Below are 17,008 nucleotides of genomic sequence, written 5' to 3' on the forward strand. Positions count from 1 at the left end.
GCTGGCTATACCTGCCGGACTGGCACATAAGCATACCTTCTAACGATGATAAATAAAACTGTAAAGAATGCACAGGAAGCCCTGCAGGGTGTGCAGGACGGCATGACCCTGATGCTGGGCGGCTTTGGCCTGTGCGGCATCCCCGAGAATGCCATTCAGGAGTTGCTGCGCCTGGGCGTGAAAGACCTGACCTGTATTTCAAACAATGCCGGTGTAGACGACTTTGGCATTGGCCTGCTCCTGCAGCAGCGCCAGGTGAAAAAGATGATCTCGAGTTATGTGGGCGAAAACGCGGAGTTTGAGCGCCAGTTGCTTAGCGGTGAACTGGAAGTAGAGTTGATTCCGCAAGGTACGCTGGCAGAGCGTATCCGTGCCGGTGGTGCTGGTATACCTGCCTTTTTTACCCCTGCCGGCTACGGCACTGAAGTGGGCGAAGGCAAGGAAAGTCGTGAGTTCAACGGCAAAATGTACCTGATGGAAGAATGGCTGAAAGCAGATTTTTCGTTTGTGAAAGCCTGGAAAGGCGACACAGCCGGCAACCTGATCTACAAAGGCACTGCCCGTAACTTCAATCCTATGATGGCCGCAGCCGGCAAGATCACGGTGGCGGAGGTAGAAGAGCTGGTGCCGGCCGGTGAGTTGGACCCGAACATGATCCATACGCCAGGTATTTATGTACAGCGCATTTTCCAGGGCGAGAAGTACGAGAAGCGTATTGAACAGCGCACAGTTAGAACCGCTTAACCGACAAACAAATGGCTTTAGACAAAAATCAGATAGCGAAACGAATCGCAAAAGAAGTAAAGAACGGGATGTACGTGAACCTGGGCATTGGTATACCTACCCTGGTGGCTAACTACATACCGGAGGGTGTGGAGGTGGTGCTGCAGTCGGAGAACGGGCTGCTGGGCATGGGCCCCTTCCCTACCGAAGACAAAGTAGACGCCGACCTAATCAATGCGGGTAAGCAGACCATCACCACGCTGCCGGGCTCCTCTATCTTCAGCTCTGCTGAGAGCTTCGGTATGATACGTGGTGAGCATGTGGACCTGACCATCCTCGGTGCTATGGAAGTGTCGGAGACAGGTGACATTGCCAACTGGAAAATACCGGGCAAGATGGTGAAGGGCATGGGTGGCGCAATGGATCTGGTGGCCTCTGCCAAAAACATCATCGTGGCCATGCAGCACACCGCCCGCGACGGCTCCTCTAAACTTCTGAAGGAATGCACCCTGCCGATCACAGGCGTGAAGTGCATCAAGAAGATCGTAACGGATCTGGCCGTGCTGGAGGTAACAGGAGAAGGATTCAAACTGCTGGAGCGTGCTCCGGGTGTGAGTGTGGAGGAGATCCAGCAAGCAACAGAGGGTCGTCTTATTGTTGAAGGCGATATACCTGAGGTTCAACTCTAACAGAAACAGCTATACCTGGAAAAGCGCAGTTTAAAGCTGCGCTTTTTCTTTTTAACTTTGCAGCATCCAGGCTTTTTGCAAGGTGCTGGCAAAATATCATATCAAAACTATACTCGCTTCACGTATACCTGAGGCAAGCAACCACAAATATATATGAGTGAAAAGATAGAAGCGAATTCTGAGCACAGGCTATTACTGCGCCAGCTGGAGCTCAAAGATTACAAAGAAGTAAAAGAGATCATGGACATGGTCTACTCCAACATAGACGGAGCCTGGACCAGAAAGGAATTCTCCAACCTCCTCAAAAAATTTCCGGAAGGACAGATTTGTATCGAGGACAAAGGCAGAGTAGTGGCCGTAGCCCTTAGCTTGATTGTGGACTATGCCGTGTATGGCGACAAACATACCTATGAGCAGATCGTCGACAGGGGCACTTTCAAATCGCACGACCCAGAAGGAGATACCCTCTACGGCATCGATGTGTTCGTAGATCCGGAGTACCGCAACCTGCGACTGGGCCGTCGTTTGTACGATGCCCGCAAGGAGATCTGCGAAAACCTGAACCTGCGCGGCATCATTGCCGGTGGCCGTATACCTGGCTACAAGCATTATGCTGATAAGCTCACTCCCGCCAAGTACATTGAGATGGTACGCAATAAGGAACTATCGGACCCGGTGCTGTCTTTCCAGCTCAGCAACGACTTCCACGTCCGTAAGATCCTGAAAGGCTACCTGCCCGATGATACCGACTCCCGCGCCTATGCCACACTGCTGGAGTGGATCAACGTGTACTACGAAGAAAAAGAGAAGTTGCTGGGTGGCAAGAAAACCGTCGTACGCATTGGCATTGTGCAGTGGCAGATGCGTGCCGTAAAGGACCTGGACGACTTTATGCAGCAAGTGGAGTTCTTTGTGGATACAGTGAGCTCCTACAAGTCCGACATGGTTGTATTCCCGGAGTTCTTCAATGCCCCGCTGATGGCGCTTACAAATGAAGAGTCTCCATCGGAGGCAATCCGTAGTATGGCAGAGTATACGGACGAGATCAGGGAGCGCATGATCCACCTAGCCCTCTCCTACAACATCAACATCATTGCGGGCAGCATGCCGGAGTACTACGACAACAAGCTTTACAACGTAAGCTACCTCTGCCGACGCGACGGTACCTACGACAAACAGTACAAGCTACACGTAACGCCTGACGAATCGCATTACTGGGGTATGCGCGGTGGCCACAAACTCAAGATCTTCGACACAGACATCGGCAAGATCGGTATCCTGATCTGCTACGACGTGGAGTTCCCGGAGCTGGCCCGCATGCTGTCCGACATGGACATGAAGATCCTCTTTGTGCCTTTCTGGACGGACACGAAGAACGCTTACCTGCGTGTGCGCCTCTGCGCCCAGGCTAGAGCCATCGAGAACGAGTGTTATGTAGCCATTACAGGCAGTGTGGGCAACCTGCCGAAGGTAGAAAACATGGACATCCAGTACTCGCAGTCAGCGGTGTTCTCCCCTTCCGACTTCGCCTTCCCGCACGATGCCGTGATAGCCGAAGCCACACCAAACACAGAGATGACGCTGATTGCTGACCTGGACTTGGACCTGCTCAAGGACCTGAATACAGCCGGCAGCGTGCGTAACCTCAAGGATCGCCGCAAGGACCTGTACAACCTGAGCTGGGTAATGCGGCAGGAGGAATAAGTTATTTAATGCATAAAAAGGAGCGGGCTACCAACATACTGGTAGCCCGCTCCTTTTTTAGGTAATAAGGTAAAGCTAAGCTATACCTGCTCTTCTTCGTTTTTTATTTTCCAGGTTTATGGCAACAATCAATCCTAGTATTAAGCCTACCAGACCACTAATAGCTAGGTATTTTCTCAGACTCGGTCCTGTAGGCCTTAACCTAGGTATGAAGCCTGTCACAATCTCAACGTTGGCCAGCTTCTCCAAATCTGATTCAAGATTTACCTGCTCTTTAAACATTGAGATACTCTCACGGTAAAGATTGGTAGGATCTATTGGTTGCCCATATACAAATCCGTTCACTGGTCCTCTGGGTTCACTTACATTTGTCTTCAGGCTATCGATGGAGGATATTTCTCCTTTTAGTTTGGTGATCATGTTTTCAACCTGCCTTTGCTTGATTCTTTTTTGGCGGGCGAAATACCTGTTATTTTCCAGATAATTGGTAATAGCTGGCTCCAGCGTCTCAAACAAGTTAGGACTGTAGATTGTAAGTTCAATACGAAACGGAGAACCTGTCAATACACTATCTTCATCAATTCTATCCTGATCCAGGTTAAAGAATTTCATCTCTCTGATTTCCTTTGCATCAGCCGGTGTGATATCAAGTCGCTCAGCCACTGCTTCAAAGTTGTCATCATCGATCATCTCCGAGAGTTTGTTCAACTGGTCCTCAATAAACTCGTTTCGGATATTAGCCAGGACCAAAGTCATGGAGGAGGTATAGTATGGCTTGGTGGTCACATAGCCAAGATAGGCCACTCCTAAAAATCCGGCAACAATAAGAGCAACCACCACAATATTCATAAGTGCTGCCTGTATCAGGAAGCTTATTCCATTTTTAATTCCCCTGAAAAATGATCCTATAGCATTGAAAACAACTACTAAATCAATTTCATCAGAGGTGTTCCTTCGTACTGGTCTGTTTTCTTGCTCTTTGTAATCTGGCATGGGATTAAATTTGGGGCAAATATACAAGCGTAAGTTTAAATGACACTTATTTGTATATCGAGTTTTATTAATTTCACTATTTTTGTGCCGCTGCATGGAGTCAAAGCCACTCTATGCTTTTTAAAAACAGACTTAAAACTACTGCTGCTTATGAACATTCAGATGGTTGATCTGAAGGGGCAATACCATGCCATTAAATCAGAAATAGACACCGCAATCAATGATGTAATTGAGTCATCAGCATTTATTAATGGGCCTGCCGTCTCACAGTTTGCTAAGGAATTAGCAGCATATAATAAGGTTGCGTACGTTGTTCCCTGTGCTAACGGCACAGATGCGCTTCAACTGGCTATGATGGCTTTGGATTTGGTGCCTGGTGATGAAGTTATTGTACCATCTTTCACTTATGTAGCTACAGCAGAGGTAATTGCCCTATTAGGACTGACCCCTGTCTTTGTTGACGTTAACCCATCTGACTTTTTAGTTTCCCCCACCAAAATCAAAGAGAGCATTACCCCTAAGACCAAGGCTATTGTCCCGGTACATTTGTTTGGCCAGTGTGCTGACATGGAGTCTATCATGGCAATCGCCAGAGAGCACGGACTTTATGTAATAGAAGATACAGCCCAGGCAATTGGCGCAGTCTATACCTTTAAAGACGGTACAACAAAGAAAGCCGGCACTATGGGCGATATCGGCACAACTTCGTTCTTCCCTTCTAAGAATCTGGGATGTTATGGAGATGGTGGCGCCATGTTCACGAACGATGAACAGTTAGCTACCAGGCTTAAAATGATTGCCAACCATGGGCAGCGCGTAAAATATTACCACGATATTATTGGCGTAAACTCCAGGTTAGATACGGTCCAGGCAGCCATCTTACGTGTAAAGCTTCCACATCTAGATCAGTATTCTGCTAATCGAAACCGTTCAGCAGAATATTATGACAAAGCTCTGGGGCACTACAAGTCTATTGTTACGCCTGTAAGAGTGGAGTCATCAACACATGTTTTCCACCAATACACATTAAAGTGCATTGGTTTTGATAGGGAAGAGCTAAAAGCATTTCTACAGCAGAAGAGTATACCCAGCATGGTTTACTACCCTGTTCCGCTTCACCTCCAGAAAGGCTATGCTCAATACGGTTTTGCAACGGGGAGTTTTCCTGTGTCAGAGCAACTAGCTGACCAGGTGCTGTCTTTGCCTATCCATACGGAGCAAACAGAAGAGGAATTAAGCTACATAGTAGAAAATGTAAAAGACTTTTTGCACACGAAAGGGTTAAATTAATGCACTATTTCAGTCACGAAACAGCAGTAATCGATGAAGGCTGCACTATTGGAGAGGGCACAAAGATCTGGCACTTTTCACACATTATGCCGAACTGCCAGATTGGCAAGAAATGTAACATCGGCCAGAATGTGGTGATCTCACCTGAAGTAGTGCTGGGTGATAATGTAAAGGTACAAAACAACGTCTCCATTTATACAGGTGTCACCTGTGATGATGATGTTTTTTTGGGTCCTTCCATGGTTTTTACCAATGTCATTAACCCACGCAGTGCCGTTAACCGTCGCGATCAGTACGCCAAGACCCATGTAGGCAAAGGAGCCACTATTGGGGCAAATGCGACGATCGTGTGCGGCCATAACATAGGAGAATACGCCTTTATAGGGGCGGGCGCTGTCGTTACGAAGCATGTTCCTGCCTTTGCACTGGTTGTAGGTAACCCATCCCGTCAGATCGGTTGGATGAGCACCTATGGTCACCGACTAGAGTTTGATGCGAGCGGTATCGCTATTTGCCCTGAAAGCGGTCAAAAATATAAATTAGAGAATAACCAAGTTACACTTCTTAGCTAATGCCTTTTAGAGACAGAAAAATCAAGTTTGCAGTAGTTGGCTGCGGTCATATCGGCAAGCGTCATGCAGAGATGATCGACAGAAATGAAGAATGCGAGCTGGTAGCACTCATTGATGTCAAAGAGAAAGAAAATCTAAATATTTCGAACTATGACATTCCGTTTTTCTCTTCTTTAGAGGCTTTTCTAGAGAGTGGTGTTGAAGTGGATGTTGTAAATATTGCCTCGCCTAATGGCTACCATGCGCAGCAGGCTATGCAGTGTCTGGAAGCCAGAAAGCATATTGTGGTGGAGAAGCCAATGGCCCTGACGAAGCTAGATGCTGAAAAGGTTATTTTCAAAGCCCTGCATGTGCATAAGCATGTATTTGCAGTCATGCAAAATCGTTACTCTCCTCCTTCTGTCTGGATCAAGGATCTGATTGAAAGTGGTGTGCTGGGCAAAATTTACATGGTGCAGCTGAACTGCTACTGGAACAGGGATGAGCGCTACTACAAGCCTGATAGCTGGCATGGTAAGAAAGACTTGGATGGAGGCACGCTTTTCACACAGTTCTCTCACTTTATTGATATTATGTACTGGTTATTTGGTGATATTACAAACATCCATGCCCGGCTTAACGACTTTAACCACCACCACTTGACAGACTTTGAAGACTCAGGGCTTGTTAGCTTTGAATTTGTAAATGGTGGTATCGGCACTCTCAATTATTCTACATCTGTCTGGAACCAGAACCTGGAGAGCAGCATGACTATAATAGCTGAGAATGGTTCTGTAAAAATTGGTGGCCAATACATGAACGAAGTGGAGTACTGCCATATTAAGGATTACAAGATGCCAGAATTAGCCCCTACAAACCCGGGCAATGATTATGGTGCTTACAAGGGTTCCGCTCAGAACCACCATTACGTTATTGAGAATGTTGTAGATACTTTAAAAGGCAGAAACACTATATCTACTAATGCACTGGAAGGCCTGAAAGTTGTCGAAATTATTGAACGCATTTACGCATCTAATAAGAACTGAATAGTAACACGCTCTTAAATTATCTACATTTCCAGTGGGAGGTTAGATCGAATAGCAGGTTTTAATGTTTGCAAAGAATGAATTTAAAAGATAAAAAAGTACTCATAACCGGGGCCGACGGATTTATTGGCAGCCATTTAACGGAAAGACTATTAAATGAAGGCTGCCAGGTAAAAGCTTTTGTATATTATAATTCATTTAATTCGTGGGGATGGCTTGACTCTTTACCTAAAGCTACAAAAGATAAACTAGAGATTTTCTCGGGTGACATCCGTGACCCCAACGGGGTACGAACTGCTATGCAGGGAGTGGATGTAGTTTTTCATTTGGCTGCCCTAATTGCTATACCTTACAGTTACCATTCCCCAGACAGTTATGTAGACACTAATATCAAAGGTACCCTTAATGTTGTACAAGCGGCCCGGGACCTCAATATTGAACGGGTTCTTGTTACATCTACTTCTGAGGTATACGGTACGGCTCAATTCGTGCCAATTACAGAACTGCACCCTAAACAAGGACAGTCACCATACTCTGCTACTAAAATTGGTGCAGACCATATAGCCGATTCCTTTTACAGAAGCTTCGATCTGCCTGTTACGATTGTGCGACCTTTCAATACCTATGGTCCACGGCAATCTGCAAGGGCGGTGATTCCTACCATTATCACCCAATTACTTAACGGCATGGAAGAGATCAAACTCGGCGACCTCACCCCTACCCGCGACCTTGTTTATGTAAAAGACACGGCAAACGGTTTTGTTGAAATCGCGAAGTGTGACGATCTGATTGGTCATGAAGTTAATATTGCCACTCAGTCAGAGATATCTATAGGAGACCTGGCACAGGAGATGATTAATCAGATCAACCCCAGCGCTCGCATACTGTCAGATGAAGAGAGACTTCGGCCCTCCAAGAGTGAAGTTTTCAGATTGTTTGGCTCAAATGAAAAGATCAAATCTTATACACCGTGGGAGCAGCAATACAGCCTGAAACAAGGACTTGCGGAAACAATCGGGTGGTTCAGTGATAAAGAGAACCTGAAACAGTACAAAGCAGACATATACAATATATAAAAGACTGAGGCTGGTCCATAGTTCTATTTCCTCCTGTTTCCCAACTAAATTGCATTCTGGTTTATATGCCCGTTCATCACAAATTTCAAAAAGTAGTCGATTTCATTCGTACTCAATTTCCTGACAAGGATTTTATTCCTCTTCATGAGCCCTTGTTTATAGGCAATGAACGGAAGTATGTATTAGATGCTATTGACTCGACATTTGTTTCATCGGTGGGAGCATATGTAAACAAGTTTGAGGAGATGATGGCTTCGATCACGGGTAGCAAATTTGCTGTGGCAACTGTAAATGGTACATCGGCACTCCATATGGCTTTGCTTGTGGCTGGAGTTAAACAAGGGGAAGAAGTGCTCTCGCAGGCCTTTACCTTTATAGCCACTGCCAATGCGATCAGCTACACAGGTGCCTCCCCAGTTTTTATTGACATAGACTCTGCTACGATGGGCATGTCCGCAGAAAAGCTTCAGAATTTTCTTGAGAAACATGTGACGCTTAAAGAAGGACAACCCTACAATAAAAGCAGCAAAAAAAGAATAGCAGCCTGTGTACCTATGCATAGTTTCGGACTGCCCTGTGAGATTGAACGCATAGCTACTCTTTGTAAGCAATGGAACATTCCTCTTATTGAAGATGCCGCTGAATCTCTGGGCAGCTATTATAAAGGCCGTCATACTGGTAGCTTCGGACAACTTGGAGTTTTCAGCTTTAATGGTAACAAGACCCTGACTAGTGGCGGTGGCGGTGCTATTGTCACAAATGATGAGAACCTGGCTAAGCTGGCAAAGCACCTGACTACTCAGGCTAAAATGCCACATGCCTGGGAGTTTTCGCATGACTATGTAGGCTACAACTATCGCATGCCTAATCTAAATGCGGCATTGGCTTGCGCCCAGTTAGAGCAACTTAATAGTTTTGTAACTAACAAAAGAGAATTGGCTGGTAGATACAGTAATTTTTTCAAGGGAGAGGAAATTCCATTTATAATGGAACTTCCTGAAGCAAAAGCTAACTATTGGCTCAATGCTATATTACTGTCTGACAGAGCCGAGAGAGATGAGTTTCTTGCTTATACAAACGAACACAAGGTAATGACAAGGCCCACCTGGACATTAATGAACAAGCTGGTCATGTTTACCGACTGCCAGCACGATGGGCTTGAAGTGAGTCAATATATTGAAGACCGCCTTGTAAATATTCCAAGTAGTGTGCGGAACAATGCCTGAGGTAGGACTAATCGGATATTCAGGACACGCCTATGTAGTGGCTGACAGTGCAAGAGCCATAGGGCTTCAACTTCTGGGTTATTTTGAGTCCTCCCCGAAAAACCTGAACCCTTTTGAATTAGCTTACTTAGGCGATGAGAATAATACTGATGATATTGCACTCTTGCGTGCAGAGGAAAGGCATTTTTTCATTGCAATTGGAGCTAACAGGCTACGGGCGGCTCTAATGGATAAATTGCTGGCTAAGGGACTGCGCACATTGGCTATCATACACCCCTCAGCTATTGTATCACCGCTTGCTACTGTGGGTGTAGGTACTCTAGTAGCTCCCGGGTGCAAAGTAAATGCACTAGCCAGAATAGGAAGAGGCGTTATTATTAATACGGGCGCAGTAATTGAGCACGAATGCCAGATTGACGACTTCGCACATATTGCCCCTGGCGCTGTGCTGGCAGGTAATGTATCTGTAGGCAGTGGCTCTTTTGTGGGGGCTAATGCAGTAATCAAAGAAGGTGTTCGCATTGGCCGCCATGTAACGGTCGGCGCTGGAGCAGTTATACTGCATGATATTGGAGATAACGAAAAGTGGGTTGGGAATCCTGGAAAATTAGTAAAGTAAAATGCTAAATAAGACCATCATTATAGCAGAAGCCGGTGTAAACCATAACGGTGACATGGGCTTGGCAAAAAAACTCATAGATGTGGCCGCTGAGGCTGGTGTGGACTATGTGAAGTTTCAGACCTTCAAAGCAGATAAGCTTGTTAGTAAAGAAGCAAAAAAGGCGGCTTACCAGGCGAATAACATGCAGGACAGTGACTCTTCGCAATACAATATGCTCAAGCAGCTAGAATTGAGCGAAGTTCAACATCACGAACTGTTGCACTATGCCAACTCAGCAGGCGTAAAGTTTCTTTCAACAGGTTTCGACGAAGAGAGTGTTGACTTCCTGTACCAACTTGGAATAGACTTTTTTAAAATTCCCTCAGGCGAAATAACCAATCTCCCTTACCTTCAGCACGTTGCTAGTAAGAAAAAGCCAGTTATACTTTCAACAGGTATGGCTACGATCAGCGAAATAGAAGCTGCGCTTGATGTGCTGCTACAGCAGCAGCCTAACCTTGACATCACTGTTCTGCAATGCAATACAGAGTACCCTACACCCATGGAGGATGTTAATTTAAAAGCTATGAACACCATTGGAATCACCTTTGGTGTTAAGACCGGCTACTCTGACCATACACTAGGTATAGAGGTTCCAATCGCAGCTGTAGCACTTGGAGCAACAGTAATTGAAAAGCATTTTACTATTGACAGAAACCTGCCTGGCCCTGATCATAAAGCATCATTGGAACCGGCAGAACTAAAAGCGATGGTTGATTCAATTCGTAATATTGAAAAAGCTTTAAGTGGTAGCGGGAAAAAAAAGCCTAGTGTTTCAGAGGCCAAAAACAAGGAAATAGCACGAAAAAGCATTCATACAAAAACAGAGATTCAACCCGGTGAAGTATTTACACTTACCAATTTGATCATGAAAAGGCCTGGGGATGGCATATCTCCGATGGATCTACCCTTGGTGCTTGGAAGAAAATCCAATCAGCATTTAATTGAAGGAGAAAAGCTTAAATGGTCTGTAATCAATGATTAGGGTCGGTGTATTAACAAGCTCACGGGCAGATTATGGTATTTACAAGCCCCTTTTACAGGCACTTGTAAATGACAGCACATTTGAGGTGTCTATCATTGCATTTGGCACTCACTTATCTCAATTTCATGGCTATACCTTGCAATGTATTGTTGATGATGGCTTTGATGTCAGGTATAAGGTAAACTCCATGCTTCTGCATGACGACGCTAATTCCATCTCAACCGCGAGCGCCTTAACGTCATTAAAGTTTGCTGACTTCTGGAACGAGCATCATACAGAGTTTGATGTGGTTTTCTGCCTTGGCGACCGTTATGAAATGTTTGGTGCTGTCGCAGCAGGTATCCCCTTTCAAATAAATTTTGCTCACCTACATGGAGGTGAAACTACACTAGGAGCTATTGATAATATCTACCGACATGCCATTACACTGGCTTCAACTTTGCACTTTGTTTCACAGGATGCATTCGCTAACAGAGTTGCAGATATAGTAGGTAATTCAGACAATATATTTGTTACAGGCGCTCTTAGCCTTGATAATCTAAACTCTCTTCAATTATTAACCAAAGAGGAATTTAAAGCTAAGTGGAGCATTGATTTAAATATTCCAACTGCTCTTGTCACAATTCATCCCGAAACTGTTGATTCAGAAAAAAATATTAACTACCTGAGAGAAGTGATAGAGGCTATTAACTTTATGGCTCTAGATCATCAGATAGTAATAACATTACCTAATGCAGATACTAACGGTAGTGTTTTTCGTCAAGGGTTCAATGCTCTTAAGTATACGCTTGGTAATAAACTAATGCTTGTTGAAAACTTTGGGACTCAAAGCTATTTTTCCTGCATGAAACATTGTAAGTTTTTATTTGGAAATACATCGAGTGGGATAATAGAAGCAGCCTCTTTCAATAAATATGTCATTAATGTCGGAAACAGGCAAAAAGGAAGGCTTGCAGGAGAAAATGTTATACATGTACCTTTTGAAGCAAACAGTTTAAAAACAGCTATTAGCAGGCTAATAGAGGCGGGAGATTTTAGTGGTGAAAACCCCTACTATAAAGGGGGAGCCGCTATGAATATTGTTAATATTTTAAAAACTCATAACCGTAGTGATAAGCTCTAAAAAACATCTCATACGTACAAATTCTCCAATCAAAGCTGCTTTGTCTCAATTAGATGAACTAGCGGCTGATGCCATTCTTTTTGTCGTAGATGAAAATGATAAGCTAATTGGTTCTCTAACGGATGGTGATGTCAGACGAGGCTTTCTAAAAGGTAGAACACTGGAAGACAATGTAGATTGTTTCATCCATCCTCACCCTAAGTTTCTGATCAAAGGTGCTTATAATATTGATGATGTAATTGATTATAGAAACAAAAGTTTCAAAATAATACCTGTCCTCAATTCAAGTGGTGAGATAGTTAATATCATCAACTTTAGATTCCTTAAATCCTATTTACCAGTTGATGCCGTATTGATGGCCGGTGGTCGTGGCGAACGATTGAAACCATTGACTGATTCAACCCCTAAACCCCTCTTACAAATCGGCGACAAACCCATTATTGAGCATAATGTTGACAGACTCGCCAGTTATGGTATAGACGATATCTGGATCTCTGTCAGATACTTAGGTGAACAACTTGAAGCTTATTTTAATAATGGTCACCACAAGCAAATTAATGTAAAGTATGTGTGGGAAAATGAACCATTAGGAACGCTTGGCGCAGTAAGCAAAATAACGGATTTTCAGCACGACTACATTTTAGTCTCTAATTCCGACATATTAACCAATCTGGATTACGAAGATTTCTTCCTGGATTTTATAAAAAGCGGTGCAGCACTCTCAGTTGTTACTATACCTTATTCTGTCAATATACCTTACGCGGTCCTGGAAACCAGTAATGGCCATGTCGTTAGTTTTAAAGAAAAGCCTACTTATACTTATTACTCCAATGGAGGGATCTATTTAATTAAAAAAGAGGCTTTAGATATGCTCCCTAAAAATCAGTTTTATAATGCGACTGATTTTATGGAATTACTCATATCAAATAATATGAAAATCAACTCTTACCCCCTACGGGGATATTGGCTTGATATCGGGAAACCGGAAGATTATAAAAAAGCGCAGGAAGACATTCACCATATAAAATTCTAATATTAATGAAATCTGTAGAAAGCCTAAAAGTTCTTGTTGTCGGGTTGGGATCGATGGGTAAACGCCGAATAAGAAATTTAAGAGCTCTGGGTGTTAAGAATATTGTAGGTTATGATAGCCGACCAGATAGACGCAAAGAAGCTCAGGACAAGTACGACATAACTAGTTTGGAGACTGTTGATACTAATACAATCCAACAATATGGTTTTGATGCCTTTGTCATTTCTGTGCCTCCAGCGATTCATCATCACTATATGGAATTGTCAGTTTCATTAGGAATTCCATTCTTCGTAGAGGCAAGTGTGGTAGATCATGGGTTAGATAACATCATTGCAGCAGTTAATGAGAATAATCTTGTAGCAGCCCCCTCTGGAACATTGTACTTCCATAATGGGATTCGAAAAATATATGAAATCGTTAAATCAGGGGAGTTAGGGAAGGTAACCAATGTAACATACCATTCAGGACAGTATCTGCCTGACTGGCATACTTATGAAAAGGTATCCGAATACTATGTTTCTCAAAAAGAGACGGGCGGTGCACGAGAAATTGTTCCTTTTGAGCTCACTTGGATAACGAAACTATTCGGTTTCCCACAGAATGTGGTTGGGTCTTATCTTAAAACCATTGAAATAGAGGGTGCTGAAGAAATCGAAGACACATACAATGCTATTCTTCACTATGAAAATGGTTTATTGATAAACCTTGCGATTGATGTAGTTTCACGATACGGCACGAGAAAACTATTAATAAACGGTAGCAAAAAACAGCTACGCTGGTCGTGGGAGGATCAGTCGATTGAGGTCTTCAATCCTGACACAAATCAATGGGACTCCTACAAATATGATTCCATCGAGGCACATGAAGGCTATAATAAAAATATAACTGAACAAATGTACATTGATGAATTAGGCAACTTCTTGAATGCCGCACTTGGCAAAGAAAAATTCTTCAATGATTTAGAATACGATAGAAATGTATTGCGACTGCTTTATACAATAGAGCAATCATGGAATGAGAAAAGATACATAGATTATACTACCGTATGATAGGTATTTCAATTATTGCAAGACTGGAGTCTAGCAGGCTCACTCAAAAGCATTTGATCAAAGCAGCTGGTAAGCCTTTTCTGGAGTGGCTGATTCTTCGCTTAAAGGATACTTTTGCGCACGAGATTGATCATCTAGAGCTTGAAGTATGCATTACGACTTCTGATACAGCTCTAAATCGTACATTCAGCCAATTTGAATCAATAAACGGAGTAAGTGTATTTTACGGAAACGATGTAAATATACCTCTACGCTTGAAGGAGTGTGCAACTGCCAGAAATTGGGATGCAGTCATCTCTGTTGACGGTGACGACATACTGTGTTCTCCTGAGGCATGTAAAAAGGTATACGAAGCATTACGTGATGGTAAGAGCTATGTAAAAACTGAAGGGCTGCCATTAGGTATGAACGCTAGCGGTTTCTCAACAAGTTATTTGAAAGAGGTTGTTGCTGATAACCATGATGTCTTGGAAACAGGTTGGGGCAGAATATTTTCTGCGGCTCCTTATATAATACCTTTTCAACCCTTGACTGCAGAACCGTTAAGATTTACACTGGACTACCCTGAGGATGCTAATTTTTTTGAGTCTGTACTAAATAGCTACACTCCTGATAAAATAATAACTGCAACGGATCAGGATATTGTTGAGACTGTAATTGAACAGCAATTCTACAGTTTAAACGAGCAACTAAATGACATTTATTGGACAAACTTCCATAATCAGATAGAAAAAGAGCAAGATGAGCAATAGTTTATACAGCAAAAGACTTCACCAAGCAATTCCGGGTGGTGCACATACCTACTCAAGAGGTGACGACCAGTTCCCATCCAATGCGCCTGCTATACTCGAGAAGGGTGTAGGAAGCTATGTATGGGATCCAATGGGAAATAAGTTCTTAGATTATGGTATGGGATTACGTTCAGTAAATATAGGATATGGGAATCCAGAAGTTGCTGAAGCTGTATACCAGGAAGTTTTAAAAGGGAATAATCTCACCAGAGCCACTACCACGGAGTTAGCTGCAGCCGAGCTTCTTATCGATACGATCCCAGCTGTGGAGATGGTTAAATTCGCCAAACATGGCTCTACTGTTACAACAGCAGCCTTGAAACTAGCCAGAGCCTATACCGGAAAAAAATATGTATGTATTCCCAGGCAACACCCTTTCTTTTCTTACGATGACTGGTTCATTGGATCTACCCCACTAAAAAGAGGTATACCTGAAGAATACCGGCAATTAACGCTTCATTTTGATTATAATGATATAAGCAGTCTCGAGCGCCTTTTTGATCAATACAAGGGCGAAATCGCAGCTGTTATGTTAGAGCCCGCTTCTTTGGAGGGTCCTTGCCCAGCTGATCATAAACAGGGAGTGAGTGGTTGCGAAGACTGTGCTAGCGGAGGCGAAAATTTTCTTCACAAAGTTCAGAAGGCGTGCCAGAAAAACGGTGCAGTATTTATTCTGGATGAAATGATTACCGGTTTCAGGTGGCATTTGAAGGGAGCTCAAACCTATTATAATGTTAAGCCCGACTTAACCACCTTTGGTAAGGCAATGGCAAACGGATTTGCGGTAGCAGCTCTAGGCGGTAAAAGAGAGATTATGGAGATAGGGGGTATATTGGATGAAGGTAAGGAACGTGTTTTCTTGACATCCACTACCCATGGCGCAGAAATGAGCGCACTAGGAGCCTTTATCAAAACAGTAGAAATTCTACAACGTGAGCAAGTTATCCGCCATTTTTGGACTTATGGAAATCAGCTGGTGCATGGAATAAATTCCATTGCAGAAAAACACGGTATCCAAGATCAATTTCAGATAATTGGCTATGGGGTCTCTCCAAATTATATAACAAGGGACCAGAACAAAGATGTATCCCTTGCTTTCAGAACTCTGTTCTCACAGGAAATGATAAAACAAGGAGTTCTTATGCCGTACATCTCATTATCTTACGCCCATCAGCAAGAAGAATTAGATATAACGTTACATGCAGTTGATAAGGCCTTAGAAGTCTACGCCCAGGCATTGTCTAATGGTATAGATAACTACCTCTCCTCCCCTGTTATCAAGCCCGTTTTCAGACAGTTTAATTAGCGCTTATTATGTTTCGATTAGAGAACAAAATAGTTGTTGTCACAGGAAGTAATGGTCTCTTGGGCAAAAAAATTAGCAAGGCATGCAAGGCGCAGGGAGCTACTGTAATTGGTGCAGACCTTAAATTTGACCAATCTGAAGATCAGGAAGTGTTTCAGATAAAAATGGACATTACTTCCCAGGAGTCTGTAAAGGAAGCCATTACAGCCATAATATCAAAGTTCGGCAGGATTGATGGATGGATCAATAATGCATATCCAAGAACAAAAGACTGGGGATTAAAAATAGAGGACATTCCCTTCGACTCCTGGCGGATGAATGTAGATATGCACTTAAACGGCTACTTCCTGTGCTGCAGAGAGGTTCTGGAGACCATGAAAAAACAGAAAGGCGGCTCTGTAATTAATATGTCATCCATTTACGGATTAGTTGGCCCTGACTTTACTGTTTATGATGGTACAGATATGACCATGCCTGCAGCTTACGCTGCTATCAAAGGGGGCATAAACAATTTATCGAGGTATCTAGCAGCAGCCTACGGCCCCTACGGCATAAGAGTTAACTGCGTCTCTCCCGGAGGTATATTTGATAACCAACCGGCTAGCTTTGTTGAAAGCTATGGAAGTAAGGTTCCTTTGAGAAGAATGGGCAATGCCGAAGATATCATGGGCCCTATCGTTTTTCTCCTAACTGATGAATCTTCTTACATTACAGGGCATAACTTACTGGTAGATGGCGGCTGGACAGCGATATAGTAAAAAA

Annotated in this window: 17 protein-coding genes; 16 read left to right on the plus strand and 1 reads right to left on the minus strand. The window is 43.5% G+C overall.

The genetic code is table 11. From position 1 onward, the window contains the following. Window positions 1-45 precede the first annotated feature (45 nt). The 3 genes from BW972_RS17400 to BW972_RS17410 all read left to right on the plus strand — a co-directional run bounded on the left by BW972_RS17400 (window position 46) and on the right by BW972_RS17410 (window position 3,116). Window positions 46-744, plus strand: coding sequence for a CoA transferase subunit A (locus BW972_RS17400; protein ID WP_007660176.1), 699 nt, complete (start codon window positions 46-48; stop codon window positions 742-744). Between the two features lie 11 nt (window positions 745-755). Further along, window positions 756-1,412: a CoA transferase subunit B gene (locus BW972_RS17405; RefSeq protein ID WP_076423063.1), complete on the plus strand. Its 657-nt coding sequence runs from the start codon at window positions 756-758 to the stop codon at window positions 1,410-1,412. A gap of 153 nt (window positions 1,413-1,565) precedes the next feature. Continuing rightward, a complete protein-coding gene (locus BW972_RS17410; protein ID WP_076423064.1) occupies window positions 1,566-3,116 on the plus strand; it encodes a carbon-nitrogen hydrolase family protein in 1,551 nt (516 codons plus the stop codon). Between the two features lie 75 nt (window positions 3,117-3,191). Here the strand turns inward: BW972_RS17410 and BW972_RS17415 are convergent, their stop codons facing one another. After that, window positions 3,192-4,109 carry a chain length determinant protein gene (locus tag BW972_RS17415; protein ID WP_076423065.1) on the minus strand — a complete coding sequence of 306 codons (918 nt, stop codon included), beginning with the start codon at window positions 4,107-4,109 and terminating at the stop codon, window positions 3,192-3,194. Between the two features lie 150 nt (window positions 4,110-4,259). Between BW972_RS17415 and BW972_RS17420 the strand changes: the two genes are divergently transcribed. The 13 genes from BW972_RS17420 (at window position 4,260) to BW972_RS17480 (ending at window position 17,001) form a co-directional block, all read left to right on the plus strand. Beyond that, window positions 4,260-5,399: a DegT/DnrJ/EryC1/StrS family aminotransferase gene (locus tag BW972_RS17420; protein ID WP_076423228.1), complete on the plus strand. Its 1,140-nt coding sequence runs from the start codon at window positions 4,260-4,262 to the stop codon at window positions 5,397-5,399. Beyond that, on the plus strand, window positions 5,399-5,971 hold the full coding sequence (locus tag BW972_RS17425) for an acyltransferase (protein WP_076423066.1): 573 nt from the start codon (window positions 5,399-5,401) through the stop codon (window positions 5,969-5,971). Before BW972_RS17420 ends, BW972_RS17425 begins: the two co-directional genes overlap by 1 nt. Next, on the plus strand, window positions 5,971-6,996 hold the full coding sequence (locus tag BW972_RS17430; RefSeq protein WP_076423067.1) for a Gfo/Idh/MocA family protein: 1,026 nt from the start codon (window positions 5,971-5,973) through the stop codon (window positions 6,994-6,996). The genes BW972_RS17425 and BW972_RS17430 overlap by 1 nt, the downstream gene beginning before the upstream one ends. A 77-nt stretch (window positions 6,997-7,073) precedes the next feature. Beyond that, window positions 7,074-8,072, plus strand: a complete 999-nt coding sequence (locus tag BW972_RS17435) for an NAD-dependent 4,6-dehydratase LegB (protein ID WP_076423068.1) — start codon at window positions 7,074-7,076, stop codon at window positions 8,070-8,072. Window positions 8,073-8,137: 65 nt separating this feature from the next. Continuing rightward, a complete protein-coding gene (locus tag BW972_RS17440; protein ID WP_076423069.1) occupies window positions 8,138-9,298 on the plus strand; it encodes a LegC family aminotransferase in 1,161 nt (386 codons plus the stop codon). Further along, window positions 9,291-9,917: an acetyltransferase gene (locus BW972_RS17445; protein ID WP_076423070.1), complete on the plus strand. Its 627-nt coding sequence runs from the start codon at window positions 9,291-9,293 to the stop codon at window positions 9,915-9,917. The genes BW972_RS17440 and BW972_RS17445 overlap by 8 nt, the downstream gene beginning before the upstream one ends. Window position 9,918: 1 nt before the next feature. Then, window positions 9,919-10,944, plus strand: a complete 1,026-nt coding sequence (neuB, locus tag BW972_RS17450; protein ID WP_076423071.1) for an N-acetylneuraminate synthase — start codon at window positions 9,919-9,921, stop codon at window positions 10,942-10,944. Continuing rightward, window positions 10,937-12,067 carry a UDP-N-acetylglucosamine 2-epimerase gene (gene neuC, locus BW972_RS17455; RefSeq protein ID WP_076423072.1) on the plus strand — a complete coding sequence of 377 codons (1,131 nt, stop codon included), beginning with the start codon at window positions 10,937-10,939 and terminating at the stop codon, window positions 12,065-12,067. Before neuB ends, neuC begins: the two co-directional genes overlap by 8 nt. Then, window positions 12,054-13,100 (plus strand): nucleotidyltransferase family protein, encoded by a 1,047-nt coding sequence (locus tag BW972_RS17460; protein ID WP_076423073.1) that lies wholly within the window; start codon window positions 12,054-12,056, stop codon window positions 13,098-13,100. Before neuC ends, BW972_RS17460 begins: the two co-directional genes overlap by 14 nt. Window positions 13,101-13,105: 5 nt before the next feature. Continuing rightward, on the plus strand, window positions 13,106-14,149 hold the full coding sequence (locus tag BW972_RS17465; protein ID WP_076423074.1) for a Gfo/Idh/MocA family protein: 1,044 nt from the start codon (window positions 13,106-13,108) through the stop codon (window positions 14,147-14,149). After that, on the plus strand, window positions 14,146-14,901 hold the full coding sequence (locus tag BW972_RS17470) for a cytidylyltransferase domain-containing protein (protein ID WP_076423075.1): 756 nt from the start codon (window positions 14,146-14,148) through the stop codon (window positions 14,899-14,901). The genes BW972_RS17465 and BW972_RS17470 overlap by 4 nt, the downstream gene beginning before the upstream one ends. After that, window positions 14,891-16,246, plus strand: a complete 1,356-nt coding sequence (locus BW972_RS17475; RefSeq protein WP_076423076.1) for a glutamate-1-semialdehyde 2,1-aminomutase — start codon at window positions 14,891-14,893, stop codon at window positions 16,244-16,246. The genes BW972_RS17470 and BW972_RS17475 overlap by 11 nt, the downstream gene beginning before the upstream one ends. Window positions 16,247-16,254: 8 nt before the next feature. Next, window positions 16,255-17,001 carry an oxidoreductase gene (locus BW972_RS17480; protein ID WP_076423077.1) on the plus strand — a complete coding sequence of 249 codons (747 nt, stop codon included), beginning with the start codon at window positions 16,255-16,257 and terminating at the stop codon, window positions 16,999-17,001. The last annotated feature ends 7 nt before the right edge of the window (window positions 17,002-17,008 follow it).

This window comes from Pontibacter lucknowensis (assembly GCF_900156415.1).
GTDB classification, from domain to species: Bacteria; Bacteroidota; Bacteroidia; order Cytophagales; family Hymenobacteraceae; genus Pontibacter; species Pontibacter lucknowensis.